Source organism: Arthrobacter sp. P1_B4, from assembly GCF_056406555.1.
This window is the reverse complement of sequence record NZ_JBFTZW010000004.1, coordinates 1-25202: the sequence shown is the minus strand read 5'-3', so window position 1 is coordinate 25202 and position 25202 is coordinate 1. Positions and strand designations below refer to the sequence as shown.

Sequence of the window (25202 nt, the reverse complement as noted above, 5' to 3'; positions counted from 1 at the left end):
ACGCCGCAGTCCTCTTTGGTTTATCCACAGGATTGACTACAATGGATCAATACCTTTCCCCCGCTGAGCTGGTTACTGCGTCATAAAAGTGGCCACCGTGGCGGGGTCTTTGCTTGTATGACCACCCAAAGGAGAAGTCCGTGTCTACCACCAACAGCGCAACTGCGGCTTGGCTTACCCAGGAAGCTTTTGACCGCCTGAAGGCAGAGCTGGACAACCTTTCCGGCCCCGGCCGGGCAGAAATCGTCCAGAAGATCGAAGCGGCGCGCCAGGAGGGCGACCTCAAGGAGAACGGTGGCTACCACGCTGCCAAGGAGGAGCAGGGCAAGATCGAGGCCCGCATCCGCCAGCTCACTGCGCTCCTCCGGGACGCCCACGTCGGGGAGGCCCCGGCCGACGACGGTATCGTGGAGCCCGGCATGATCGTCGTGGCCAGGATTGCCGGCGACGAGGAGAGCTTCCTGCTCGGCTCCCGCGAAATTGCCGGCGACTCGGACCTGGATGTCTTCAGCGAGAAGTCCCCCCTCGGCGCGGCCATCGTCGGCCACAAGGAGGGCGACAAGCTCAGCTACACCGCCCCGAACGGCAAGGACATCACGGTGGAGATCATCTCCGCCAAGCCGTACGCCGGCTGACACCAGCGACATAACAGCGACGCCGGTCTCCCCTCGCGGGGAGACCGGCGTCGTGTTTTCCGCCCGTTGGCGGGGGCTGCTGGGGCCGGCCGGTTTGGCCGGAGTCCCCGGAGGTGTCCTCTACCCGGGTAGTCAGCGTCCCGCGGGCAGCGCCCCGGGACGCCTGGTGCTCAGCAGCAGCGCGGCTGTGATGCCGCCGATAGCCCCACCCAGGTGGGCCTGCCACGAGACGAAACTGGCCACGGTGGGCAGGATTCCGAACAGGATGCCGCCGTAGGCCATGAACAACACCACGGACAGGGCGATCTGCCACCAGTTCCGGTTGATGAAGCCGCGGACCAGGAGGAACGCGAAGAGCCCGAACACCAGCCCGGAGGCGCCCACGGTGACGCTGGCGCCGCCGATGAGCCACACCACGAGCCCGGATGCCAGCCAGCTGGCGGCCAGTGCGGTGATGAACACCCGGTGCCCGGAGAGGAACACGAGGAAGCCGAAGATGATCAACGGAAGCGTGTTGGACATCAGGTGGGCCAGGCTGGAGTGCAGCAGCGGAAAGGTCAGGATGTCCAGGATCCCGTCCAGGCTGCGCGGCCGCAGCCCGAAAGTGCGGTTCAGGGAGTGGAACAGTGCGGTGTTGAGGATCTCGATCAGGTAGAGCAGCACCACGAAGGAGCCGACCACCAGCAGTCCCCGGCGGGCCCGCACCGCGGTGGTCTCCCCCTCCTGCGGCTCCCCGCCCCCAAACGAGTCCATCACCATGGCCCCTAGTGCACCACGATCGGCTGGAAACCCTCGGCGCGCAGCGCCGCCAGGACCTGGCTGCAGTGCTCGTGGCCCTTGGTTTCCAGGTTGACGGTGATGGAGACGTCGCCCATGCTGATGGAGCCGCCCACCCGGGTGTGGTCCAGGCCCGTGACGTTGGCGTCGTTCTCGGCGATGATGCGGGCGATCGTGGCCAGCGAGCCCGGACGGTCGTCCAGCATCATCCGCACGGTCATGTACCGGCCGGCGGCGGAGAGGCCGCGCTGGATGACCTTGAGCATCAGCATGGGGTCGATGTTGCCGCCGGAGAGGACCACGGCAACGGTTCCGGGATTTTCGATCTTGCCTTCCATGAGCGCCGCGACGCCGACGGCACCGGCAGGTTCCACCACCATCTTGGCGCGCTCCAGCAGGAAGATCAGCGCCCGGGCCAGGGCGTCCTCGCTGACGGTGACGACGTCGTCGACGAGCTCGCGGATGATGCTGAACGGCAGCTGGCCCGGCCGGCCGACGGCGATGCCGTCGGCCATGGTGGAGACCTTTTTGAGCGGGACGAGGGCGTCGGCTGCGAGCGAGGGTGGATAGGCGGCGGCGTTTTCAGCCTGGACGCCGATGATGCGGATCTCGCGGCCGAGTTCCTTGGCGCGCGCCTTCACCGCGACGGCAACGCCGGCGAGGAGTCCGCCGCCACCGACACCCATCAGGATGGTGTCGACGTCGGGGACCTGTTCAAGGATCTCCAGCCCGACCGTCCCCTGGCCGGCGACGACGTCGACGTCATCGAAGGGGTGGACAAAGACGGCACCGCTTTCATCGGCATAGCGCTTGGCTTCCGCCAGCGCCTCGTCCACGTTGTGGCCGTGCAGCACCACCTCGGCGCCGTGGCTGCGGGTGGCGGCGAGCTTGGGCAATGCGACGCCGAGCGGCATGTAGATCCGGGCCTTGATGCCCAGGCTCTTGGCTGCGACAGCCACGCCCTGGGCGTGGTTTCCGGCAGAGGCCGCCACGACGCCGCGCTTCTTTTCGGCGTCGGAGAGCTTGGCCATTCGCACGTAGGCGCCGCGGACCTTGAAGGAGCCGGCGCGCTGCAGGTTTTCGCACTTGAGGAAGACCTCGCCGCCGACCGTGCTGCCGAGGGCCCGCGATGATTCCACGGGCGTCCGCGTAATAATCCCGTCGAGCAGCTTCTGCGCCTCCAGGACATCGTCCAGCGTGACGGGCAGGCTCTCAAGGGTATTCACGAACTGTTCTCCTTCTTTGGATCAGGCGTCGGTGCCCCGTCCGGCATCGCTGCCCGGAGCACCGCTGTTGGGTGCGGCGCCCTCGCCGCCGGGGTTTGCGCCCGGCAGGTGGACGTCTGTGAAGGTGGTGTCTGCGCCGGGTTCGGGGGCAGAACCGCCCCCGGCTCCCGCGGTTGCCAACACTTCATCATGTTCCCACGTTCTGCCCGCAATGTAGCGAATCGACGAGTTTGCTACGGCAAGGATCGGAACGGAGAACAAGGCGCCGGGGATCCCGGCGAGGTAGGAGCCGGCCGCGACGGACAGGATCACGGCGACGGGGTGGAGGGAGACGGCCTTGCCCATGACGAGGGGCTGCAGGATGTGGCTTTCGAGCTGCTGGACGCCGAGCACGATCGCCAGCATGATGAGGGCGTTGACGGGCCCGTTGGCGACCAGCGCCAGCAGCACGGCGATCGCGCCGGTGAACAGCGCGCCGACCACCGGGATGAACGAACCGAGGAAGACCAGCACGCCCAGCGGCAGCGCGAGCGGCACGCCGATGATGGCGGCGCCGACGCCGATTCCCACGGCGTCCACGAAGGCGACGAACATTTGGATGCGTGCGTAGCTGACCATGGATGTCCAGCCGCGGCGGCCCGCGCCGTCCGTGGCCCGGCGCGCCTTCCGGGGCATGAGCCTGACGAGGAAGGCCCAGATCCTGTCGCCTTCGAGCAGGAAGAAGATCAGGATGAACAGCGCCAGGACCAGGCCGGCGGCGAAGTGCCCGGCGGTGCTCCCGAACGTCAGAGCCCCGCTGAGGATGCTGCTGCTGTTGTTCTGCAGGGCAGCGGTGGCGTCCTCGAGGTACTTATCGATCTGGGCGGCCGTCAGGTGCAGCGGGCCTTCCGACAGCCAGGTCTGTACCTGCTGCACGCCCGTGAGCGCCTGGGACCACAGTTCGCCGAAGCCCTGCATGAGCTGGCGCCCGACCAGGGTCAGGGCACCGACGATGAGGCCGATGAAGCCGAGCACCGTGATGGCGACGGCGAGCCCCTTGGGCACGCGCCGGTTGGCCATCCAGCGCACTGCGGGGCTGAGGAGCCCCGAGAGGAGGGCGGCCACCATCACGGGGATGATGAGGAAGCTGACGTGGCTGAGCAGCCAGACCAGCAGCCCGATTACGAGCAGGATCAGCCCGCCGCGCCACGCCCAGGCGGCGGCGATCCGCACGCCGTAGGGAATGTCCTGGTCGATCTCCCGGTCGGTCCGTGCCCGGGCCCCGGCGCGTGACCCGGTCCCGGCCGCGGAATAGGAGGGGCTTGTGGCAGGTGCGGCGTCCTCAGCTGGCGTCATAGCCCCATGATTCCGTAGGCGACGCCCAATAGGAAACCAGCAACCAGCAACCGGCAACCAGCACCGGGCTACGGCCCAGGCACGGGGCGACGGCCGAGGCACCGGCCCGGGGGCCGTTCATGGGGTCAGGCCGCCCGGTCAGCCCACAGCGTCAGCCGGCAGCGGCCGTCAGCGAGGCGGAGATGCCCCAGGTCATGGAGAACTGCTCCCCCGGCGCAAGCCAGCGCAGGCCCTCGCCGCTGTTGAACGCGTTGGCGGGACCGGTCATCGGCTCGATCGCGACCGCCTTCGACCGGCCCGGAAATTCCGTCGTCACGAAGACATGGACGTACCCGCAGCTCGCGTCCTGCCACAGGCTCACCGTCCGCCCGTCGGGTGCGCGCAGCGTGTGCCGGGCGACGCCGCCGTCGAACTCCAGGTCCGTGTAGGCCGTATCGAGGTCCAGGGTCCCCACCGGCCGCCCGCCGCGCAGATCGAAGTCGCCGCTGACCGGTTCACTGCTGCGCGGGATGAGGCGGCCGTCGGCGACCAGCCTGGTCCGGGCGTCCACACTCACGGTGAGGTCCTCGCTGGGCACATCGCCCAGCCGCAGGTACGGGTGCGCGCCGAGCACGAACGGCGCGCTGTCCTGGGAGTCGTTGATCAGGGTTTGGCGCACCACCAGCCCCAGGTCCTCGGCCAGTTCGTAGCGGACCCGGTGCCGCAGAAGAAACGGGTAGCCGTGCTGCGGAAAAACCGCCGCCTCCAGGGTTACGGAGAACTGATCCTCGTCCACGAGATCGTAGGAGGAGTTCCGCAGCAAACCATGGCTGGCGTTATTGCGGGAGACCTCGGTGATGTCCAGCTGCAGCTTCTTGCCGTTGAGGTGCCAGACGCCGTCCTCCACCCGGTTGGCCCAGGGTGCCAGCGTGATTCCGGTGGCGCCGGGCGCGATGTCGGCATCCCCGTAGGTTTCCGTCAGGGCGGTGTCTCCACGGCTGTAGAGCCGCAGGCCGGCGGCGAGTTCGGTGACGACTGCCAGGGCGTCGCCGCGCCGGAGCTCGTACTGCCGGCCGGACGCGTACCTGCGCATCGTGTCATTGGCGGCGGATACAGTGCCGGATGCCGGGGGTGTCGCTGAGAGATCCATGGTGACCACCGTACAGCCCGCACCACACAAACAACCCCGCGAACCCGTATACCTTGGACCCATGACTTCCAGCAGCGCAGGAGCCAGGCCATGAATCAACCCCTGGACGGCCGCGGGCTCGCCGCCCGGTTTGAGACGGTCTTCGGCGCCCGGCCCGACGGCGTGTGGCAGGCACCGGGGCGGGTCAACCTCATCGGCGAGCACACCGATTACAACGAGGGCTTCGTCCTGCCGTTCGCCATCGACCGGGCGGCCCGGGTTGCCGTCCGGGTCCGGCCGGATTCCACGGTGCGGATGCTCTCCACGTTCGGCAACCAGGGGCTGACCACCGCGGAGACCGGCTCGCTGGCCCGCGCCAGTGCCAGGGGCTGGACAAAGTACCCGCTCGGGGTCATCTGGGCGCTGCAGCAGCGGGGCCTTCAGGTTCCCGGCGTGGACCTGCTCCTGGATTCCGAGGTTCCGCGAGGGGCCGGCCTGTCGTCCTCCCACGCCATCGAATGCGCCGTGATTTCGGCGCTGAACGGGCTCATGGACGCCGGCCTCTCCGTACAGGACATGGTCCTGGCCACCCAGCGGGCAGAGAATGACTTCGTCGGCGCGCCGACCGGCATCATGGACCAATCCGCCTCGCTCCGGGCCACGGCCGGCCACGCCGTCTTCCTCGACTGCCGGGACCAGAGTGTCCGGCTGGTGCCGTTCGACGCCGATGCCGCGGGACTGGTGCTGCTGGTTGTCGACACCCGGGTTTCCCATTCCCACGCCGACGGCGGGTATGCGGCCCGCCGGGAATCGTGCGAACTCGCCGCCGAGGTCCTTGGCGTGCGGGCGCTGCGCGACGTCGGGCTCGAGGACCTCGAGGAGGCCAGCGGGCTTCTGGACCAGGAGACCTTCCGCCGGCTCCGGCATGTTGTCACCGAGAACCAGCGCGTGCTGCAGACGGTGGAGCTGCTGGACACCCGGGGCCCGGCCGCCATCGGCCCCTTGCTCGACGCGTCCCATGCCTCGATGCGCGATGACTTCGAGATCTCCTGCGCGGAGCTGGATCTTGCCGTGGACACGGCGCGGTCGGCCGGCGCGGTCGGCGCCCGCATGACCGGCGGCGGCTTCGGCGGCTCCGCGATCGCCCTGACCCCGGCGGGATCGGCGCAGCAGGTGCGCTCCGCCGTCGAACGTGCCTTCGCCCGGGCCGGGTATGCCGCGCCGGAGATCTTCAGCGTCAGCCCCGCGGCCGGAGCCATGCGGCTGGCCTAGGCGGGGCGTAGTCTGGGCGCATGCCAGAAGCTGTCATCGTTTCTACTGCCCGGAGCCCGATCGGCCGTGCGTTCAAAGGGTCCCTGAAAGACGAACGGCCGGACGATCTCGCCGCGGCCATGATCACGGCGGCCCTCGCCGGGATTCCGGAGTTCGACGCCGCCGCCGGGGCCGGCCACGGCCTGGACGACATCTATCTGGGGTGCGCCGAGCCAAGCGGCGAGGCCGGCTCCAACATGGCCCGTGTGGTCAGCATCCTGGCCGGGCTGGACAACGTTCCGGCCGCCACCATCAACCGTTTTTGTGCCTCCAGCCTGCAGACGCTCCGGATGGCCTTCCACGCCATCAAGGCCGGCGAAGGCCAGGCGTTCGTGGCCGCCGGGGTTGAGGCCGTGTCGCGCTACCGGGACTGGGCCGGTGCCGGCGAGACCGACGCCAGCACGCACAATCCGCGCTTTGAGGCGGCCCGGAAACGCACCGAGGCCCGCGCGGCCGCCAACACGCCGTGGACCGACCCGCGGCTGGGCGGCCGGATGCCGGACGTGTACATCGCCATGGGCCAGACGGCGGAGAACGTCGCCACAAGCTACGGCATCACCCGTCAGGAGCAGGACGCCTGGGCGGTGCTCAGCCAGAACCGGGCCGAGGCGGCCATCGCTTCCGGGTTCTACGCCCGCGAAATCACCCCCTATACCCGCGCCGACGGCTCGGTGGTGGACCGCGACGATTCACCGCGGCCCGGGGTGACAGCAGAGGCGGTCGGTGCCCTGCAGCCGGTTTTCCGCAGCGGCGGCACCGTAACGGCCGGGAACGCGTGCCCCCTCAACGACGGGGCCGCCGCCGTCGTGGTTATGAGTGATTCTCGCGCCCGCGAACTGGGCCTCGAGCCGCTTGCGCGGATCGTCTCCACCGGTGTCAGCGCCCTGTCCCCGGAGTTGATGGGCATGGGGCCGGTGGCAGCGACCCGCCGGGCGCTCACGATCGCCGGGCTGACCATCGGGGACATCGACCTCGTGGAGCTCAACGAGGCCTTCGCGGTCCAGGTGGTGGCCAGCGCCCGGGAGCTCGGCATCGATCCGGAGATACTCAATGTCCATGGCGGCGCCATTGCCCTTGGCCATCCCTTCGGGATGACCGGCGCACGCATGACCACCACGCTGATCAATGGGCTCCGCGCCCGCGACGCCTCTTTGGGACTGGCCACGCTGTGCGTCGGCGGCGGCCAGGGCATGGCGGTTGTGTTCGAGCGGCTCAGCTGACGGCTTCCTGCTGAGCCGCATACGAGAGGAGCCCCGCCATTGGGCGGGGCTCCTCTCGGGAAATCAGGGTCGTTCAGGAACGACGCCGGTCAGTCGTCGCCGCGCAGGATGGCCAGGAGTCGGATGATTTCGACGTAGAGCCAGACCAGCGTGACCGTGAGGCCGAAGGCTGCGGTCCAGGAGAAGCGCTGCGGGGCGCCGGCGTTGATGGCCGCCTCGATCGACGTGAAGTCCATGATCAGGGAGAAGGCGGCCAGGCCGATCGCCAGGAAGCCGATGAAGACGCCGAGCGGGATGCCCATGATCTCCACGCTGGTGCTCAGGCCAAACGGCGTGGTCACGGCCCCGGTCATCATCATGACGACGTTGACGAGGGCAAACACCGCATAGCCGATCAGGGCGATCATGAAGAACCGCATGAGCTTGGGCGTCGCCCGGACCTTGCCGCTCTTGAACAGCACGAGCGTCACGGCGAAGACGGACAGCGTCCCGACGACGGCCTGGATGCCGACTCCCGGGAACAGGTTGTCAAGGATGCGGGTCAGGCCGCCGAGGAAGAACCCTTCGAGCAGGGCGTAGGCCAGGATAAGTCCGGGCGACGGCTGCTTCTTGAAGGTGTTGACCATTGCCAGGGCGAAGCCGCCGAGGGCTCCGAGGATCATCAGCATGGATCCGGTGCCCTGCGGGACGGCGAGCGCCACTGCCGCGCCGACTACCAGGATGCCGAGGCACCCCGCGGTCTTGACGATGACGTCGTCGTACGTCATCCGTCCAATGTCAGCCGGCCCGGCCGCCGGGCGGTTGTACAGGTCCTGGAGCTGTTCCTGGGTCATGCCCTGCTGGGCCGCATTCCACCCGCCCTGGACCGGGGCCTGACCGTAAGCGGTCTGGCCATACGGGTTCTGACCGTACGGGGCCTGACCGTACGGGGCCTGCGGGGCAGGCGGTGCCTGGGTGGCTTCGCGGAAATTCTTTCCGCTGAAGATCGGGTTTCCGCCATGTGCCATTGCGGGTGTCCTCCAAAATAAGGGGGTGGGTGATGTTCCGGTGCGATGCGGACTAGACGAAATGGGGATTTTATATAGTCACGCTACCAATTCCCACGGCTGACCGGGAGGGATAGTTCCCCACGGGGACCGCCGCAACCGAACCGTGATCTAGGTCAGCGGGTTTTTCAGGCCTAGCATGCCCGCGGAGGCCAGCCTCCCGGTGCGGCTCGCGAGTGTGCGGCTCGTGAGCGTGCGGCTCGTGACTGTGCCGGCCGCCAGCAGGCCGGACTGTCCGTCACCGTGGAAATCGTCGAACCGCTGCGACGGGTCACCCTTCGGCTCGGGGAGCGGGCCGGGAACCGGCGCCGGCGTTCCCGTGCCGCTGTTGATAATGACGTCGTCGATGTAGATGTCGGCCATTTGCTGATCGTGTTCGGAGCCAAGCTGGAGCGTGTCGAGCGTCGTCGCGGAAATACTGACAGTGCCGGCGTAGACCGAACGCCCGTCCCACCAGATTTGGACGTTGGTCCCGGGGCCGTTGGGGACCACGTGCATGACGAGCCGGTGCCAGGAGTCAGTCGGGACGTCCCGCCGCAAGGTGGTGTAGGCGAACCCTGCGGGTGACGAGGTACGGAGCACGAGCTCATGGGAGATGTTCTGCCGGAAAACATCCAGGACGCGGACTCCGCCGGCAAAGAACCGGAAGTAGGGAACATTGTTTCCCGCCATTCCTTCGGCGGCGATGTTGAACCAGCCATCCGCATATGCCTCCGTGGTCCCGGGGGTCAGGCCCACCGTCAGCCTGGCGATGGAGCCCGGCACCGCGGTGGTGTGCAGGAGGGCGGCACAGTTCCCGGAGTGCGAGAGCCCGGTGGACACAGAGGCGTTCCCCGTCCCGGCCGCGGAAATGCCGAACCCGTCCAGGGTGCCTGCCTCGAAGCTGGACGCCGCCGCCTGGATCCCCGGATAGGGGTCCCTGAGTGCCTCGGTGGAGGCAACGCAGGCCTGCGCCCCGGCGGTTTCGGGGCCCAGGCTGAGCGCCGGGAGGCCCAGGATCGCCAGTACAAGCGAACCCGCGAGGCACAGCTTGACCACCCGGTTCATCAGTCGGCCCTCCACGATCGGCCCCTGCCTTCGGCGCCGGCCGGATTCCGGAACGAACGGAATCGGGTTCTGGCGCTCTCCGCACCATAACGCCGGCGGGCTTGGAAAAAGCTTGGGGGTGGCGGTTCCGCGGGCCGGAGCGTACGTGCCCAGCCGCCCGCGCCAGCCCTGGGTGGCCCGGCGAATTGCGGACCGGGCAGGCCACTGTTTAGGCATACTCGGAATCAACAAAAGTTTTCTTTAGCTGGGCTACAGCAAGGTGTCGACGACGCTACACGGTTGTTACCCGATCGCGACGTTCTCCCTGCTCGCAGCGGCATTCTTTGGGTCGCCCGGGCTGTAGCATAGGCCACACAGGGTGACGGACATCACAACACATGATCGTATTGCCAGACGCTCGTCCCCTGACCGTTCGCAACGGTTGCAAAGGCGCAACCCACAGCACCCCCATGTGGAGGTTTTCAATTTGAGAAGCACAACGAGCGGCCTGTCGCAGAGACGGCGCGGCAGACTATTGAGGGCTGTGGGGTCAGTATTCGCCGCCACGGCTGCGCTACTGCTCATCGTGGCCCCGGCGTCCAGCGCCACGACCCCCTCGCCGACACCATCCCCGTCGGCCACCCAGTTCACGAACAGCATCAGCGGCTTCCTGCGCGGCGACGACCGCGCACCGATCCCCGGGGTGACCATCACCGCCACGAGCGGCGATTTCACGGGAACCACGAAATCGGGAGCCAACGGCGCCTGGACCATCGGCGTCCCCACCCAGGGAACCTACGAGGTCAAACTCGATGAGTCCACGCTTCCGCAGGGCATCAAACTGGCCGAGGGCCAGGAGAACCCCCGCAACGTCACCTTCAGCCAGACCTCAAACCTCTCGGTGATCTTCACGTTTGGCAAGGGCATTGTCGTGGAGCAGCAGAACTTCATGCAAAACCTGCTCAACCGGCTGGTGGCAGGACTAAGCTTCGGCCTGTTGCTCGCCCTCGCGTCCGTGGGCCTGTCCCTGATCTTCGGCACTACCGGCCTGACCAACTTCGCGCACGGAGAAATGGTCACCCTCGGCGCGGTACTGGTGTTCGCCTTCAACCAGATGCACCTGCCGTTCTGGCTGGCCGTCATCCTGGCCGTCATCGGCGGCGGATTGTTCGGCTACGTCCAGGACGCGGGCCTGTGGAAACCCCTGCGGCGCCGCGGAACGGGGCTTGTTCCGATGATGATCGTCAGCATCGGCCTGGCCCTGTCCGTGCGCTACATCATCCAGTTCTACTTCGGCGGCGCCACCCAGCAACTGCCGTTCGCCCAGAGCGTGGAAATCCTGATCGGCCCGATCTCCATCTCCCCCAACAACCTCTTGTCCCTCCTCGTCAGCGCCGTCGTGATCGCCGCCCTCGGCGTCGTCCTGCTGAAGACCCGTCTCGGCAAGGCCACCCGCGCGGTGGCCGACAACCCGGCGCTGGCCGCGGCCTCCGGCATCGACGTCGACTCCGTCATCCGGATCGTCTGGGTGGTCGGCGGCATGCTCGCCGCCCTCGGCGGCATCCTCTGGGCCTACTACCGTCCCGGCGTCACCTTCGACATGGGCTCGCAGATCCTGCTGCTCATCTTCGCCAGCGTCACCCTCGGCGGCCTCGGCACAGTCTGGGGCGCCCTGGTCGGTTCCATCATCGTCGGCATCTTCGTTGAGCTGACCACCGTGTTCGGCCTCGCCGCCGACCTCAAATACGTGGGAGCGTTGTTCATCATGATTGTTGTCCTCTTGTTCCGCCCTCAGGGCATTCTGGGCCGCAAAGAGCGCGTGGGTTAGGAGACAGCCATGGACTTCGGATTCATATTTTCCAGCGCCGCCGGTGAACTTTTCAGCCCGACGACAGCTGCCTACGCCCTGGCCACCCTCGGCCTCGCGGTTCACTTCGGCTACACCGGCCTGCTCAACTTCGGCCAGGCAGGCTTCATGGCGGTGGGAGCCTACGGCTTTGCCATCTCCACCCTGACGTTCCATGTGCCGTTCTTCGTCGGACTGCTCATCGCCGTCGTCGCGTCCGCCATCTTCGCCCTGCTGCTGGGCATCCCGACGCTGCGGCTGCGGGCGGACTACCTGGCCATCGTGACCATCGCGGCGGCCGAAATCGTGCGCTACATCGTCACGACCAACCAGCTGACCGCCATCACCGGCTCGGCCAACGGCCTGGCCGCCTTCGAGGGCGATTTCTACGCCATGAACCCGTTCCCTCCCGGGACCTACATTGGCATGAACAACCGCGACTTCTTCATCCGGGTGGTCGCCTGGGCCGTCGTGGCCGTCTTCTGCACCCTGGTCTGGCTGCTGATGCGCAGCCCCTGGGGCCGGGTACTCAAGGGCATCCGCGAGGACGAGAACGCCGTCCGCTCGCTCGGCAAGAACGTGTACGCCTACAAGATGCAGYCCCTGATCATCGGCGGCGCGCTCGGAGCCCTGGCAGGCATGATCTTCACGATTCCCCGCGGCGCGGTGCAGCCTGCCAACTACGGCACGGAATTGACGTTCTTCCTCTACACCTGCCTGCTGCTCGGCGGGCTCGGCACTGTGCTCGGCCCGGTGGTCGGCGCGATGATCTTCTGGGTGGTGCTCTCGCTCACCCAGGGCATCCTCTACGGCCTGATCGAGTCCGGCACCATCACGTGGCTGAACACGGTCCAGGCCGGGCAGCTGCGTTACATCCTGGTCGGCGTGGCGCTCATGCTGCTAATGATCTTCAGGCCCCAGGGCGTTCTCGGCAATAAGAAGGAGCTGGCATTCGCATGAGCATTCCAAGCGAAGAGTCACGGGACGAACCCCGCACGTCGGAAGAGATCGACTACATGACGGACACCCGTCCGATCGCCGCCGGCGAGATCGCGCCCGGTTGCAAGAAGCGTGATCCGATCGTGGTGGCAGAAAACGTCACCCGCACCTTCGGCGGCATCAACGCCGTCGACGTCCAGTACCTCGAGATCCCGCGGCACAAGATCACCGCACTGATCGGCCCCAACGGCGCCGGCAAGACCACCTTGTTCAACCTGCTGACGGGATTCGATACCCCGAACTCGGGTACCTGGCAGTTCGAGGGCAACAACATCGCCGGCGTCTCCTCGTACAAGGTGGCCCGGATGGGGATGGTGCGCACGTTCCAGCTCACCAAGGTCATGGGCAAGCTCACCGTCATGGAGAACATGCGCCTCGGCGCCTCCAGCCAGTCCGGCGAACGGCTGTCCAAGGCTTTGTTCAAGGGCATCTGGGGCGGCCAGGAAAAGAAGATCACCCAGGAAGCCAACGTGCTGCTGGAGAAGTTCAAACTGGACGCCAAGAGGGACGACTACGCGGCGTCGCTGTCCGGCGGCCAGCGGAAGCTGCTGGAAATGGCCCGCTCCCTCATGGTGCGGCCCAAGCTGGTCATGCTCGACGAACCGATGGCCGGCGTCAACCCGGCGCTGACGCAGTCGCTGCTGGACCACATCAAGAACCTCAAGGCCGAGGGCATGACCGTCTTGTTCGTCGAGCACGACATGAACATGGTCCGCCACATCGCCGACTGGGTGGTGGTGATGGCAGAGGGCAAGATCGTGGCCGAAGGGCCTCCCGCCGAAGTCATGAAGAACCCCGCCGTGATCGACGCCTATCTCGGCGCCCACCACGACGTGGATCTCGGCGACGCCGAGGGCATCAAGGAACTGGCCGCGGAGCTGGTCGCCGACGAGGAATCGATTGTCGGCACTGAAAACGCCGGCATCATCTCCGCCGACGTCCTCACCACCGAGGCGGAGGAGGCGACGAACGGGACAACGCGCGGCCGCCGCAGCGCCGGCGAGCCGAACACCGCCGAAGAGCCAAACCGCACAGAGAAGGACAAAGAATGAGCGCCACCAGCGCGGCACCGGCCGCCCAGCCCGCCTTCGATGGCGACTCGGTCGTGAAGGTCACCGATCTGGTGGCTGGTTACATCCCCGGCGTCAATATCCTCAACGGCTGCAGCATCGAGGCCCGCAAGGGTGAGCTGATCGGCATCATCGGCCCCAACGGCGCCGGCAAGTCCACGCTGCTGAAGGCCATGTTTGGCCTGGTCAAGGTCCACTCCGGCTCGGTGGTGGTCCGCGGGCAGGACATCACCGGGCTCAAGGCCAACAAGCTGGTCAGCAAGGGCGTCGGCTTCGTTCCGCAGAACAACAACGTGTTCGCCGCCCTGACCATCGAGGAAAACATGCAGATGGGCATGTTCCAGCGGCCCAAGGACTTCGCCCAACGGTTCGACTTTGTCTCCGAACTGTTCCCGGAGCTCGCCAAACGGCGCGCCCAGCGGGCCGGCTCGCTCTCCGGCGGCGAACGCCAGATGGTCGCCATGGGACGGGCCCTCATGATGGACCCCGCCGTACTGCTGCTCGATGAGCCCTCCGCGGGCCTCTCCCCCGTCAAGCAGGATGAGACCTTCCTCCGGGTCCACGAGATCAACCGGGCCGGCGTCTCGGTCATCATGGTGGAACAAAACGCGCGCCGCTGCCTGCAGATCTGCGACCGCGCCTACGTGCTGGACCAAGGCAAGGACGCGTACACCGGTACTGGCCGGGAACTCATGAAGGATCCCAAGGTCATCCAGCTCTACCTGGGGACGCTCGCAGACACTGTCGAATAGCGCTCCGGGCAGTATCCCCGCAGGGGCCGTCACCAGCCGGTGGCGGCCCTTGTGCGTGCCCGGCGGCGCCAGGCTGCGCCCCAGGCCTCTGGCCACGCCTCCGGGCGCCTCCGCAGCCTGCGACGGCGTCACGCGTTGCAGGTTTATGGACGGGGACCTTGAGGGCGTAGCTGGCATTCCGGCGTCAGCTGTCCGATGCCGGCCTACTGGCTGCCGTGCTTGACGCCTGGCGCACTCCCCCGCACACAAAAGACCCCCGTCCGGACTGGACGGGGGTCTTTTGTTAGTCGGGGGGAAGCGGCTTACAGCTTGCCGAATTCTTCCTTGACCGGCTTGTAGGTGTTGTCATCCTGGTACTCGTAGATGCCGATGTAGGCTTCCGTCGGGTCGCCGGCGTCGGAGAACGTTACGGGGCCGGACTGGCCGTCGTAGTCGATGTCCTTACCGTTGCGGAGCAGGGTGACGCAGCTCGGGAAGGTGTTGCACTTCTCGCCGCCCTCAGAGACTGCCTTGAGCTGGGCTGCGATGTCGGTGCCCTTGGTGCTCTTGGCTGCCTCGGCCGCCAGTGCGATCAGGTTCACTGCGTCGTAGGACTCGCCGGAGTAGCTGTAGTCCTTCAGCGCCGGGTCAATCCCCAGGAGCTTCTTCTTGAAGTCCTCCTTGGCGAAGGTTCCCGGGATGGTGCCCTGGGCGCCCTTCAGGGTTCCTGCCTGGAAGTCCTTGCTGTAATCGGACATGTTGCCGTCCACCATGAAGATCTGGGTCGGCTTGACGCCCTTGCCCGTCATCAGCGGAACGATGCTCTTGGCCTGGTCGAAGGTGATCAGGGCAATGGCATCCGGCTTGGCGGCGAGAACCTTGTCCACCTGGCTGCTGAACTGGGAATCGCCTTCATTGAACAGCTCCTGGGCAACAACCTTGCCGCCGGCCGCCTCGAAAGCCGCTTGGACGTTCTTCGCAAGGCCGGTTCCGTAGGCGTCGTTCAGGACGATCATGCCGACCGTCTGGGCGCCACAGGTGGCCATGTAGTTGCCGAGGACCTTGCCCTGGAGCACGTCCGAGGGCGCGGTGCGCCAGTAGAGGCCCTTGTCATCCCACGCCGTGAAGTCCGGGGAGGTGTTGGCCGGGGAGAACTGGACGACGCCGGCACCGGTGATCTGGTTGATCACGGTCTTGGAGACACCCGAGGAGGCGGCGCCGACGATTGCACTGACGCCCTGTCCGAGCAGTGCCGTGGTGGACTGGGTGGCGATGTCGGTCTTGGTGTCGCCGGAGTCACGGTGGATGACCTCTACCGGCTTGCCCAGGACGCCGCCGGCATCGTTGACCTCCTTGATGCCGAGGTTGACACCTGCAATTTCGGGCGGGCCGAGGAAGGCCAGCGAACCCGTCGTCGGCAGGAGCGAGCCGATCTTCAGGGGCGTGGGGGTGGTGGTGGCCGAGGCGGGCACAGTGCCCGCTTCGCCGGCGGCGCTGGTACCGCCACCGGTGGCGCTGGGAGCCGGGCACGCGATTCCCGCGGCCGCGGCTGAGCTGGATCCCGACGAACTCGGGGCGGGTGAACCGCCACAAGCCGTAGCCAAAAGGGCGACGCCGAGGCTAAGCACGGTGAGCTTAGCGACGCGGGGCGCAACCCGGGGGAGTGAAGTCATGTACAAGCTCCTCGATCTAAAGGTGCGAACGGCCTTTGACGCGAAAGATCAGGTGTTCCTGATTCCACTTCAAGCTAGTGCAATTTCGACGTGAAAATAAGTGACTACGGTCACATCCTTATAACACTCGTTGCATAGAGGAAATCTGGACGGTTTGCGGCGGCTGTTTTGTCGCGGGCGACGGCCCGGAACGGCTGCCCGGAACGGCGATCCTGAAGGCCAGCACGTGCGGGGGACAAGACCGTGCGAGGGGCCAGGGAACGCCGGGGGGGCAGGGCCGCCCGGCTGCCGGGCGCCGCAGCGCGGCGCGCAGCTCAGTGCCCCAGGTGGGACTCGAACCCACAACACGCGGATTTTAAGTCCGCTGCCTCTGCCAATTGGGCTACTGGGGCGCCCGGTCAATGGTATCCCGCCGCCGGGGGGATCAGTCCGCGAAAGGCTCCGCGTAGCGGAAGGTGCCGCTCACGCCGCCGGGCCAGACGGCGAGCGGCAGCAACTGGAAGTGCGCGGCCCAGCCTGCCTCCGGCGGCGCCACCCCGAGCGAGGTGGACGGAACAAAGCCGAAGCGGGAGTAGTACTCGGGGCTGCCCAGCAGGGCTATCCCCCGCTCCCCCGCGGTGTTGGCCCGCGCCACGGTCTCGTTCATGAGCGCGGTGCCGATGCCGTGGCGCTGCAGCCGCGGCACCACCCCGATCGGCCCGAGGCCGAGCAGCTCCAGCCCGTCCACCCATCCGCGAGTGCTGATCACATGCCCCACGATTTCGCCGTCGAGTTCGGCCACGATGCTGAACGCCGGCAGGTATTCCTGGCACTCGAACAACCGCGCCAGCAGCTTCACTTCCTCGGGTTCGCCGTCGATGTGCTCTCCGGTGGCGGGCGAGATGGCAAACGCGGCGGCGGTGAGGGCGAGGATGGCGGGACGGTCCGCCGGTTCCTCGCTGCGCAGCAGGAGCACCGGTGCCGGCTTGTGCTCGCCGTTGGCCGCGACGAGCTCGTGCAGTACCTCCAGCGCCCGTTCGGTGTCCGCCACCGGCACCAGCAGATGGTCATGGTGGAAGCCGGCCAGGACGTTGCAGCTGATCTTCGCCTCGGTCAGGGCCGCGCTGACGGCTGCCGTGAGGCCGATCGCCTCCAGCGAAGAGTGCACCTGGAGCGTGATCCAGGCCGCGACGAAGTCGTAGGAGAGCCCCAGGCTGTCTGCTTCGTTCCGCGGCAGCACGACGGTCAGCCCTTCCGCCTCACGGACGGCGGCCGCAATGGCCCCGGCCAGGGGCTTGCCGTGCGGCCACAGGGCGTAGACGTATTCGCCCTCGCGCAGTTCGGGGTGAATGGTGGCCAGGAGGGCGTGCAGGTCCTTTTCAGCTGTCATGGAGCCAGTCTAGGTGCGGGCCCCGCGCTCCGGTCCGCTCCCGGCGTCCTGGGGCGGCTGCCCGCCGCGAAAACGGCGGCCGCTCCCCCTGAGGGGAACGGCCGCCGTCGAAGGCTCAGATCAGGCTACTTGGAGTCGGCCGGAACAGCTTCCTTGGTGTCGTTCTTAGCAGTGCCGTTCTTCCCGGCGTCGTTCTTGGCAGCATCCGCAGGCGTGCCGGCAACGGGAGCAGCGGCAGGCTTCGGGGCCGGCGTCGCTGCGGCCACGAAGGCGCCGCGCGGGTTGTCCAGATCCATCAGCTGCGTGGTGTCGCGGCCCAGGAAGAAGGCCCAGATCCAGCCGGAGATCACGCGGATCTTGCGCTCCACGGTGGGGATGGCCATGCCGTGGTAGCCACGGTGTGCCAGCCAGGCCAGCGGGCCCTTGAGGCCGATGCGGCCAAGCAGGTTGATGTTCGCCACGCCCTTCCATTCGCCGAAGCCGGCGACGGCGCCCAGGTTCTTGTGCTTGTAATCCTTGAGCGGCTTGTCCCAGCGGGAGGCCCACAGGTTCTTGGCGAGGCGCTTGGCCTGGCGCAGCGCGTGCTGCGCGTTCGGCACGCACGTGCCGTCCGGCAGGCCGCTGCCCGTGAGGTCGGGGACGGCAGCGACGTCGCCGGCGGCCCAGGCGTTCTCGATGATACCCTCGTCGCCTGCGATGCGCAGATCGGCCAGGACGCGGACGCGGCCGCGCGGCTCGAGCGGGAAGTCGGTGGAGCGGACCATCGGGTTGGCCTGCACACCGGCAGTCCAGACCAGGGTGTCGGTCTCGAATTCCTGGGCCGGGCTCTTGTCCGGGAGGTTGATGAGCTTCAGGGAACCCTCGGCGTTGTCGAGGGAGGTGTTCAGCAGGACCTCGATGCCGCGGCTGCGGAGGTGCTCGACGACCCATTCGGCCTGCGATGCCGTGACCTCGGGCATGATGCGGCCCATCGCCTCGACCAGGACGAAGCGGACTTCCTCCTGCTTGATGCGCGGGTTGTTCTTGACCGCGGCGCGGGCCAGGTCTTCCATTTCGGTGATGCACTCGATGCCGGCGAAGCCACCGCCGACGACGACGAACGTCAGGGCGCGGGCGCGCTCAACGGGGTCCGTCATGAGGGAACCGGTCTCGATCCGCTCGAGAACCTTGTTGCGCAGGGCGACGGCCTCTTCGATGGTCTTCAGGCCGATGCCCTTGTCCGCGAGGCCCTTGATCGGGAACGTGCGGGTGATGGCGCCGGCGGCAAGCACGACGTCGAAGTAGGGAATCTCGAAGGTGCCGCCACCGTCGGAGGGTGCGACCACTGCCGTGCGGTTGGCGTGGTCGATCGAGGTGACGCGGCCCTGGATGAGTTCCGTCTGCTTCAGGTGCTGGCGGTGCGAGACGACTGCGTGGCGCGCCTCGATGTTGCCGCCGGCAACTTCCGGCAGGAAGGGCTGGTAGGTCATGTAGGGCAACGGATCCACGAGGGTGACGATGCCACCGGCATTCGCGATCTTTTTCTGAAGTTTGAGGGCTACATACAGGCCGACGTACCCGCCGCCGACGACGAGTACCCGGGGACGGTCCTGGAGCTGAAGGGAGGATGCCATATCTCAAGAATACAGTAGTTTGTGAAAACCTTCACTAACTATGACGGCTTGCTGGAGTCCACCGGATTGACGGCCTCGGGTTCGGCCCTGCCGGTCCCGTCCGGCCCGTCCGGGCCGTCCTTCGGCGGCGTGCGCATGGCGGCCCGCAGCTGGAACGCGGCGGCCACAACGATTCCGACGAGCAGGGCTCCGAAGCCCAGGACCACCGCGGCCGGCACGGCACTGTCCAGCTGGGACGGCTTCTCCGCGACGGGCACGGTCGCTTCGGGCAGGGTGGGGGCAGCGCTGGAGGGTGCGGGCTCCGCGGCAGGGTCAGTCGTGGCGAGGTTTCCGCGCCGGTGGACCCGGATCCAGTCCGAAATGGACCCCAGCGGATTGACTTTGGTTTCCGGGACATCGGCCTTGAGGGCGGCCTCGGCGTTCAGCACGCCGAAGCCATAGAGCGGATCCTTCCCTGGCGCCCCGGCGTCCTTGGCCGTGGTGACGATCCGGTTGATGACCTGGCTGGCGGACATTTCGGGCCATTTGGAGCGAATCAGGGCCGCGACGCCGGACACGATGGGCGTGGCTCCGGAGGTGCCGGCCCAGTCGGCGTAGCCGCCGCCGGGCAGGCCGCCAACCAGGTCCTCGGCGGGAGCTGCGACGCCGATGCTGATGCCCTGGGAGGAGGAGTCGATGCTGGCCGCGCCGGTGCGGTCCAGGCCTGCAACCGTCAGGACGCCGGGGATGGTGGCCGGTGCGCCGACCTGGACGTTGCCGCCCACCCGGTTGCCCGCGGCGGCGACAATCACGACGTCCTTCTGTTCGGCGTAGAGGAATGCCGCGTCCCAGCTCTGCGGCCATTCCGGCGACGTGCTGCCGAGGGAGATGTTGATGACGCGGGCGCCGTTGTCCACGGCCCAGCGCACTGCCTCCGGGATCTGGTCCTGGTCGCTCTTGCCGCCCGGGTTGGCCGAACCGAGCCAAGTGGAGACGGACAGCAGCTGCGCTTCCGGGGCGACGCCGACAACCCCGTCAGGTCCAGCGGCCGGGCCAGCGGCAGGGCTAGTTGCGCTGGCGCTCGGTTTGGCAGTTGCTTCGGGCGCCTGGTGCCCCCGTCCGGCGAGCATGGTGGCCACGAGGGTGCCGTGTTCGGGTTTGGCGCCGATACTTTCCTGGCCGTTGGCCTTGCCGGCGCCGGAAATGTCCGCGCCGCCAGCGAGCACGCCGCCCAAATCCGGATGCCGGCCGTCCACTCCGCTGTCAATCACGGCGACCTTGACCCCGGCCCCCTTGGAAACGTCCCAGGCTTTGGTGATGCCGGACTCGGCGAGCCAGTATTCCTTGTCCCGCCAGGAGTCGGCGTGGGCGGGCGCGGCCAGGGTCAGCGCCGCCGTGGACGCCCCGCCGGCGAGGGCCAAGGCCATCAACGCGGAGGCGGTCCGGCGGCGCCGGGCTGTTGCTCTGGTCATTCAGGTCCTATCGGCGGATGCACCAGCGGCACGGGCGCGCGCTGGGGCACGGCTGCTGGGGCGGGATCATCGGATGCTGAGGGCAATTCCGTCAAGAATATCGTGTTCGCTGCTCACGGCCGTGGTGATGCGCCCGCCGGTGACCTCGGCCAGGCGCTGCAGGACCCGCCGCCAGACCAGGCCACCGGCGCCGATCACGTCCACCCGCCCGGGGTGCATGTAGGGCAGCGCGGCCCGCTCTTCCCGGGTCATTTCGAGCAGCTCGGTGCAGGCTTTCCGGATCGCGTCCAGGTCCAGTTCGGTGCCGTGGATCGCGGCCGGCGAGTACTCCGGCAGGCGCAGCGCGTGCGCGGTGATGGTGGTGACGGAGCCGGCCACGCCGACGACGGCGGTGGTGCGTTCCAGCGGAACGGTTTGTGCCGCCTCGCTGATGGCGGCGTCGACGTCGGCCTCCGCGGCCGCGATCTGATCCGCGGTGGGCGGGTCGCTGCGCAGGTGCCGTTCGGTCATCCGGACGCAGCCGACGTCGACCGAGCGGGCCGCGATGACGCCGCCGGCGTTGCCCAGCACGAACTCCGTGCTGCCGCCGCCGAGGTCCACCACCAGCACGGGGTCCTGCCCGCGGGAGGGCAGCACACTGCTGGCGCCGGCGAAGGACAGCGCGGCTTCCTCGTCGCCGGTGATCACCTCGGGTTCGACGCCGAGGATGTCGCGGATGCCGTCGACGAAAACCTGGCGGTTACGGGCATCGCGGGTGGCGGAGGTGGCCACGAAGCGCACCTTTTCGGCGCCGTGCTCGCGGATGAGGGCAGCGTAGTCCCGGGTCGCGGCGAAGGTGCGCTCGAGCGCTTCCTGGGCCAGTTCGCCCGTGGAGTCCACGCCCTGGCCCAGCCGGACCACGCGCATTTCCCGCACGATGTCGGTCAGCCGCGGTGTGGCCGGCCCTGTTGCGTCGCCTGCGCTCACATCGGCGATCAGCAGGCGGATGGAGTTGGTGCCGCAGTCTACGGCCGCGACCCGGGTCACTTGGACTCCCCCGTGCCGGTGGTACCGGCCGTCTCAGCAGCGCCGGCGGTAGCGGCGGTGTCAGCGACGCCGGCGCCGGCGGCGTCGACGCGGGACTTGCGGACCGGTGCGGGCCGGCCCACGATCTCCGGCAGGCCTTGGGGGCCATGGCGGCTGAGGTCCCGCGACGGGGCCTCCCCGCCGGTGTCCCAGGCGCCGTCGCAGTAACAGCGCTCCACGGTCCACCACTCGGCGATGGCCGCGATCGATTCATCCCCCAGCGGGTTCACGCCCGGGCCGGCCGCCAGCGAATGCCCCACGAGGACGTGCAGGCATTTGACGCGGGTCGGCATTCCCCCGGCGGAGACGCCGTCGATTTCGGGAACGGCCCCGATGCCGGAGCGCGCGCCGATCTCGGCACGGGAGGCCAGATATGCCTCGTGGGCGGACCGGTACCGGGCCGCGAGGCCGGCGTCGGCAGCGAGCCGGTCGTTCATTTCGTTCATCAGCCCGGCGGCCTCCAGCCGCGATACCGCCGACGTGATCACCGGGTGGGTGAGGTAAAACGTGGTGGGGAACGGCGTACCGTTGCTGAGCCGCGGCGAAGTGGCGGCGACGAGCGGGTTTCCGCAGACGCAGCGGGCCGGGATTTCGACGACGTCGCGCACGGGCCGGCCCAACTGGCGGCTGAGGACCTCGAGATCGTGCGGTGACGGCTGGCGGGAGCCCTCCGGGGCGTCTGCCCTGTGCCGTGGTGCCGGGGTCTTGGCCCCGTCGTTGTCCTCGGCTGCTCGGTTCTGGTCCACTCGGTTCTCGTCCACGGGAGTGGCACCTTCCTGCCCTGTTCCGGATTGTCCGCGGGACAATCCCGGCGGCGGGCGCCGCTTCTAGTCTGTTGCCGATCGCCTGATGGACTCCCAGAGGGCGTCCACCCAGGGCAGGTTGGCCGGGTCTTGTGCTGATGCTGCACCCGCCGCGCCACCGGATTGCGCGGCAGGAAGATCGCTGCCGAATACCCAGTAGCCCGTCTCTCCGGGCATAACCATGTTAATGCGGTCGCGGGCCTGCTGTTTCACATAGTTGGGATCCTGCCACCGCGACACCTGGCGTTTGAGGTCCTCCTGCTTCGTCTGTTTGGCCGCAATGTCGGCCTGCAGCGCCGCGATTTCGGCGCGTTTGTCCAGGAAGATCTTGACCGTAGGGGCCAGCAGGATGGTGATGGCAATCATGACGACACCCAGGGCCAGCAGCCGGCCCGAGAACGCTTTGGCGGGCACGGGGTCCAGGGATTCGTCCGGCCCCCCTGCGGCGGTCCGGCCCTGGTTCTTGCCGCCGGTCCTGGCGTCGGTCCTGCTGCCGGACTTGGCGCCGTCCTTCCCGGCCGCCGGGCGGCTCTCGGGCTTTGCCGGAGCTCCTGCCGGGGCTGTTACGGGACGGGGTTTGGCCGCAGATGCGGCGCCGGAGCTGCCCGGGGCCGGCTTGCCTGTGGAGGCTGATACCCGTGGCGGGGCAGGCGCAGCGCCGGCCGGCGCCGCGGTGCCGCTGCGGGCGCCGCCAAAGTCCGCCTGGATGACCTCGCCGCCGTCGGCTGCTGTCCCCAGGCCCGTGGCCGCAGGCTTGGCAGCAGCAGCCTTGGCGGCAGGCGTAGCCCGGGGAACATTGGGGCGTCGGGTTGCCATGTCACTCCTTCAAAAGCGGACCAAAAAAAGAACCGGTGGCCATGGTCTTTCAACCATAGCCACCGGTTACCGGTTTTCGCGGCTAACTAGCCTTTGAAACGCGGGAACGCGCTGCGGCCGGCGTACCGTGCGGCGTCGTCGAGTTCCTCTTCGATGCGCAGCAGCTGGTTGTACTTGGCCACGCGCTCGGAGCGTGCCGGGGCACCGGTCTTGATCTGTCCCGCGTTGGTGGCAACGGAGATGTCAGCAATGGTGGTGTCCTCGGTTTCGCCGGAGCGGTGTGAGGTGATGGTGGTGTAGCCGGCACGCTGGGCCAGGGACACGGCGTCCAGGGTCTCGGTCAGGGAACCGATCTGGTTGACCTTGACGAGCAGCGAGTTCGCGGTCTTGGTGTCGATGCCGCGCTGCAGGATGGCCGGGTTCGTGACGAAGAGGTCATCGCCCACGAGCTGGACCTTGTCGCCGATGGTGTCGGTGAGGGTCTTCCAGCCTTCCCAGTCGTTCTCATCCAGCGGGTCCTCGATGGACACGAGCGGGTAGTCGGCCACGAGCTCGGCGTAGTAGGCGCTCATCTCGGTGGCGGAAAGTGCCTTGCCTTCGAACTGGTAGGCGCCGTCCTTGAAGAACTCGGAGGAGGCGACGTCGAGGGCCAGGGCGATGTCCTTGCCCGGGGTGTAGCCGGCGTTCTTGATGGCTTCCTGGATCAGGTCCAGGGCGGCACGGTTGGACGGCAGGTTCGGCGCGAAGCCGCCCTCGTCACCCAGGCCGGTGGACAGGCCCTTGGCCTGCAGGACGGACTTGAGGTTGTGGTAGACCTCGACGCCCCAGCGCAGGCCTTCGGAGAAGGTCTCGGCGCCGATCGGGACGATCATGAATTCCTGGATGTCCACGTCGGAGTCGGCGTGCGAGCCGCCGTTGAGGATGTTCATCAGCGGCACGGGCAGGACGTGCGCGTTGGGCCCGCCCAAGTACTTGTACAGCGGCAGGTCAGCGGAGGCGGCGGCGGCGTTGGCCACGGCCAGGGACACGCCCAGGATGGCGTTGGCGCCGAGCTTGCCCTTGTTGGGGGTGCCGTCCAGGTCGATCATGGCCTGGTCGATGCTGCGCTGGTCGGTCGCGTCGAAGCCGGTCAGGGCCGGGGCGATCTGGTCGATGACCGCGTCGACGGCCTTCTGGACGCCCTTGCCGAGGTAGCGGCCCTTGTCGCCGTCGCGAAGTTCAACGGCCTCGTGCTCGCCGGTGGAAGCGCCGGAGGGAACTGCTGCGCGGCCGATCTGGCCGTCCGAGAGCAGGACTTCAACTTCTACGGTCGGGTTGCCACGGGAATCGAGGATTTCGCGGGCGTGGATGGCATCGATAAGCGCCATGGATATGCTCCTTTGGGTGAAGCGATCTGCAGGGAATCTGACTGCTTGGACTCTGGCTGAACATCAAGCGGAAAGCCGACGTCGTCGTCGCTACTAGCGTAGTCGAGAGCGGGATAAGTTACGGAAACCTATCCAATCCCCGGACGTCATGATCGTGCCGCTACCGTGCCGACTCTAGTCTGCCAGCACTATTGTGCCGAGGGCCTGGGGCCGGTGCTGTCCTGGAACCGGCGCAGGGCGCCGCGGAGGGCGCGTTCGGCGTCGAGCCCGCCGGCCCGGGCAGCGGCCACGATCCCGAACAGCAGGTCGCCGAGTTCCTCCTCGGCGGCCGGGAGGTCGACGGCGGTTCCGGCGGCGGTTTGGCCGGCGGCCGCTGCCATGCCCGCGCGTTCGGCGCGGTCCAGGAGCTTTTGGGCCCGCGCGAGGGCCGGCAGCGCGGCGGGAACCCCGTCGAAGACGTGGCCGCGTTCGGGCATCTCGGCCTTCTTGACGGCGTCCCATTTCAGGACGATCTCCTCCACCGTTGCCGGGAAGGAATCCTGCAGCGAGCCGTCGGGCCGGAAAACGTGCGGGTTGCGCCGGATCATCTTGGCCTTCAGAACCCGGGCGACATCGTCCAGGTCAAAGGCGCCGCGTTCCTCGGCGAGCCGGGCGTGGAGCACCACCTGCAACAGGACGTCCCCCAGTTCAGACTGCAGTTCCGCGTCGCCGGCGC

Annotated in this window: 22 protein-coding genes and 1 tRNA gene; 7 read left to right on the top strand and 16 right to left on the bottom strand. The window is 67.7% G+C overall.

Translation table 11 applies throughout. The annotated features are described in order from the left end of the window. Nucleotides 1-140 precede the first annotated feature (140 nt). Nucleotides 141-635 carry a transcription elongation factor GreA gene (gene greA, locus AC1D1W_RS03285; RefSeq protein WP_028277369.1) on the top strand — a complete coding sequence of 165 codons (495 nt, stop codon included), beginning with the start codon at nucleotides 141-143 and terminating at the stop codon, nucleotides 633-635. A 132-nt stretch (nucleotides 636-767) separates the two neighbouring features. Here the strand turns inward: greA and AC1D1W_RS03280 are convergent, their stop codons facing one another. The 4 genes from AC1D1W_RS03280 to AC1D1W_RS03265 all read right to left on the bottom strand — a co-directional run bounded on the left by AC1D1W_RS03280 (nucleotide 768) and on the right by AC1D1W_RS03265 (nucleotide 5102). Next, nucleotides 768-1394, bottom strand: coding sequence for a rhomboid family intramembrane serine protease (locus AC1D1W_RS03280; RefSeq protein ID WP_243180029.1), 627 nt, complete (start codon nucleotides 1392-1394; stop codon nucleotides 768-770). 5 nt (nucleotides 1395-1399) lie between these two features. Continuing rightward, nucleotides 1400-2638 (bottom strand): threonine ammonia-lyase, encoded by a 1239-nt coding sequence (gene ilvA, locus AC1D1W_RS03275; RefSeq protein WP_028277367.1) that lies wholly within the window; start codon nucleotides 2636-2638, stop codon nucleotides 1400-1402. 21 nt (nucleotides 2639-2659) lie between these two features. Next, nucleotides 2660-3973: an AI-2E family transporter gene (locus AC1D1W_RS03270; protein WP_476942930.1), complete on the bottom strand. Its 1314-nt coding sequence runs from the start codon at nucleotides 3971-3973 to the stop codon at nucleotides 2660-2662. Nucleotides 3974-4124: 151 nt separating this feature from the next. After that, nucleotides 4125-5102 carry an aldose 1-epimerase family protein gene (locus tag AC1D1W_RS03265; protein WP_476942929.1) on the bottom strand — a complete coding sequence of 326 codons (978 nt, stop codon included), beginning with the start codon at nucleotides 5100-5102 and terminating at the stop codon, nucleotides 4125-4127. A gap of 90 nt (nucleotides 5103-5192) precedes the next feature. Here AC1D1W_RS03265 and galK point away from each other — a divergent pair, with 90 nt between their 5' ends. After that, nucleotides 5193-6353 carry a galactokinase gene (galK, locus tag AC1D1W_RS03260; RefSeq protein WP_476942928.1) on the top strand — a complete coding sequence of 387 codons (1161 nt, stop codon included), beginning with the start codon at nucleotides 5193-5195 and terminating at the stop codon, nucleotides 6351-6353. A 20-nt stretch (nucleotides 6354-6373) separates the two neighbouring features. After that, nucleotides 6374-7612, top strand: a complete 1239-nt coding sequence (locus AC1D1W_RS03255; protein WP_476942927.1) for an acetyl-CoA C-acetyltransferase — start codon at nucleotides 6374-6376, stop codon at nucleotides 7610-7612. Nucleotides 7613-7701: 89 nt separating this feature from the next. Here the strand turns inward: AC1D1W_RS03255 and AC1D1W_RS03250 are convergent, their stop codons facing one another. Both AC1D1W_RS03250 and AC1D1W_RS03245 read right to left on the bottom strand, forming a co-directional pair. Next, complete coding sequence (locus AC1D1W_RS03250; RefSeq protein WP_243180050.1) at nucleotides 7702-8619, bottom strand: Bax inhibitor-1/YccA family protein; 918 nt, start codon at nucleotides 8617-8619, stop codon at nucleotides 7702-7704. 150 nt (nucleotides 8620-8769) lie between these two features. Next, complete coding sequence (locus AC1D1W_RS03245) at nucleotides 8770-9720, bottom strand: hypothetical protein (protein ID WP_243180059.1); 951 nt, start codon at nucleotides 9718-9720, stop codon at nucleotides 8770-8772. A gap of 508 nt (nucleotides 9721-10228) precedes the next feature. Here AC1D1W_RS03245 and AC1D1W_RS03240 point away from each other — a divergent pair. Genes AC1D1W_RS03240 through AC1D1W_RS03225 form a run of 4 tightly spaced genes read left to right on the top strand, consistent with a single transcriptional unit; the run spans nucleotide 10229 to nucleotide 14351 of the window. After that, a complete protein-coding gene (locus AC1D1W_RS03240) occupies nucleotides 10229-11512 on the top strand; it encodes a branched-chain amino acid ABC transporter permease (protein WP_028277361.1) in 1284 nt (427 codons plus the stop codon). Nucleotides 11513-11521: 9 nt separating this feature from the next. After that, the gene (locus AC1D1W_RS03235) at nucleotides 11522-12490 is read left to right on the top strand and encodes a branched-chain amino acid ABC transporter permease (protein ID WP_476942926.1); all 969 of its coding nucleotides are present in this window, start codon (nucleotides 11522-11524) and stop codon (nucleotides 12488-12490) included. Beyond that, on the top strand, nucleotides 12487-13581 hold the full coding sequence (locus AC1D1W_RS03230; RefSeq protein ID WP_476942925.1) for an ABC transporter ATP-binding protein: 1095 nt from the start codon (nucleotides 12487-12489) through the stop codon (nucleotides 13579-13581). Before AC1D1W_RS03235 ends, AC1D1W_RS03230 begins: the two co-directional genes overlap by 4 nt. Next, nucleotides 13578-14351: an ABC transporter ATP-binding protein gene (locus tag AC1D1W_RS03225; protein ID WP_476849103.1), complete on the top strand. Its 774-nt coding sequence runs from the start codon at nucleotides 13578-13580 to the stop codon at nucleotides 14349-14351. The genes AC1D1W_RS03230 and AC1D1W_RS03225 overlap by 4 nt, the downstream gene beginning before the upstream one ends. A gap of 302 nt (nucleotides 14352-14653) precedes the next feature. Here AC1D1W_RS03225 and AC1D1W_RS03220 read toward each other — a convergent pair whose 3' ends face one another. From AC1D1W_RS03220 to AC1D1W_RS03175, 10 genes are all read right to left on the bottom strand, one after another. Next, nucleotides 14654-16003, bottom strand: coding sequence for an ABC transporter substrate-binding protein (locus tag AC1D1W_RS03220; RefSeq protein WP_243180063.1), 1350 nt, complete (start codon nucleotides 16001-16003; stop codon nucleotides 14654-14656). A 318-nt stretch (nucleotides 16004-16321) separates the two neighbouring features. Further along, a tRNA-Leu gene (locus AC1D1W_RS03215) sits at nucleotides 16322-16395 on the bottom strand. Nucleotides 16396-16427: 32 nt separating this feature from the next. Then, nucleotides 16428-17372 (bottom strand): N-acetyltransferase, encoded by a 945-nt coding sequence (locus AC1D1W_RS03210; RefSeq protein WP_476942924.1) that lies wholly within the window; start codon nucleotides 17370-17372, stop codon nucleotides 16428-16430. Between the two features lie 125 nt (nucleotides 17373-17497). Further along, the gene (locus tag AC1D1W_RS03205; RefSeq protein WP_476942923.1) at nucleotides 17498-18985 is read right to left on the bottom strand and encodes an NAD(P)/FAD-dependent oxidoreductase; all 1488 of its coding nucleotides are present in this window, start codon (nucleotides 18983-18985) and stop codon (nucleotides 17498-17500) included. A gap of 38 nt (nucleotides 18986-19023) precedes the next feature. Beyond that, nucleotides 19024-20436, bottom strand: a complete 1413-nt coding sequence (locus AC1D1W_RS03200; RefSeq protein ID WP_476942922.1) for a S8 family serine peptidase — start codon at nucleotides 20434-20436, stop codon at nucleotides 19024-19026. A 66-nt stretch (nucleotides 20437-20502) separates the two neighbouring features. Then, nucleotides 20503-21462: a Ppx/GppA phosphatase family protein gene (locus tag AC1D1W_RS03195; RefSeq protein ID WP_243180067.1), complete on the bottom strand. Its 960-nt coding sequence runs from the start codon at nucleotides 21460-21462 to the stop codon at nucleotides 20503-20505. Then, on the bottom strand, nucleotides 21459-22262 hold the full coding sequence (locus AC1D1W_RS03190) for a DUF501 domain-containing protein (RefSeq protein WP_439954116.1): 804 nt from the start codon (nucleotides 22260-22262) through the stop codon (nucleotides 21459-21461). The genes AC1D1W_RS03195 and AC1D1W_RS03190 overlap by 4 nt, the downstream gene beginning before the upstream one ends. Nucleotides 22263-22328: 66 nt before the next feature. Next, on the bottom strand, nucleotides 22329-23120 hold the full coding sequence (locus AC1D1W_RS03185; protein WP_476942921.1) for an FtsB family cell division protein: 792 nt from the start codon (nucleotides 23118-23120) through the stop codon (nucleotides 22329-22331). Between the two features lie 86 nt (nucleotides 23121-23206). Beyond that, nucleotides 23207-24487 carry a phosphopyruvate hydratase gene (eno, locus tag AC1D1W_RS03180; protein WP_018774732.1) on the bottom strand — a complete coding sequence of 427 codons (1281 nt, stop codon included), beginning with the start codon at nucleotides 24485-24487 and terminating at the stop codon, nucleotides 23207-23209. Between the two features lie 188 nt (nucleotides 24488-24675). After that, nucleotides 24676-25202: MazG nucleotide pyrophosphohydrolase domain-containing protein (locus AC1D1W_RS03175; RefSeq protein ID WP_476942920.1), on the bottom strand; the 527-nt coding region annotated here is incomplete at its 5' end.

Bases quoted from the DNA above. Each gene is read 5' to 3' on its own strand.
- AC1D1W_RS03270 (WP_476942930.1), bottom strand. From the start codon at position 3,973: ATGACGCCAGCTGAGGACGCCGCACCTGCCACAAGCCCCTCCTATTCC.
- AC1D1W_RS03185 (WP_476942921.1), bottom strand. From the start codon at position 23,120: ATGGCAACCCGACGCCCCAATGTTCCCCGGGCTACGCCTGCCGCCAAG.
- AC1D1W_RS03205 (WP_476942923.1), bottom strand. From the start codon at position 18,985: ATGGCATCCTCCCTTCAGCTCCAGGACCGTCCCCGGGTACTCGTCGTC.
- AC1D1W_RS03220 (WP_243180063.1), bottom strand. From the start codon at position 16,003: ATGACTTCACTCCCCCGGGTTGCGCCCCGCGTCGCTAAGCTCACCGTG.
- AC1D1W_RS03230 (WP_476942925.1), top strand. From the start codon at position 12,487: ATGAGCATTCCAAGCGAAGAGTCACGGGACGAACCCCGCACGTCGGAA.
- AC1D1W_RS03255 (WP_476942927.1), top strand. From the start codon at position 6,374: ATGCCAGAAGCTGTCATCGTTTCTACTGCCCGGAGCCCGATCGGCCGT.
- AC1D1W_RS03280 (WP_243180029.1), bottom strand. From the start codon at position 1,394: ATGGTGATGGACTCGTTTGGGGGCGGGGAGCCGCAGGAGGGGGAGACC.
- AC1D1W_RS03250 (WP_243180050.1), bottom strand. From the start codon at position 8,619: ATGGCACATGGCGGAAACCCGATCTTCAGCGGAAAGAATTTCCGCGAA.
- eno (WP_018774732.1), bottom strand. From the start codon at position 24,487: ATGGCGCTTATCGATGCCATCCACGCCCGCGAAATCCTCGATTCCCGT.
- AC1D1W_RS03210 (WP_476942924.1), bottom strand. From the start codon at position 17,372: ATGACAGCTGAAAAGGACCTGCACGCCCTCCTGGCCACCATTCACCCC.
- AC1D1W_RS03265 (WP_476942929.1), bottom strand. From the start codon at position 5,102: ATGGATCTCTCAGCGACACCCCCGGCATCCGGCACTGTATCCGCCGCC.
- AC1D1W_RS03225 (WP_476849103.1), top strand. From the start codon at position 13,578: ATGAGCGCCACCAGCGCGGCACCGGCCGCCCAGCCCGCCTTCGATGGC.
- galK (WP_476942928.1), top strand. From the start codon at position 5,193: ATGAATCAACCCCTGGACGGCCGCGGGCTCGCCGCCCGGTTTGAGACG.
- AC1D1W_RS03200 (WP_476942922.1), bottom strand. From the start codon at position 20,436: ATGACCAGAGCAACAGCCCGGCGCCGCCGGACCGCCTCCGCGTTGATG.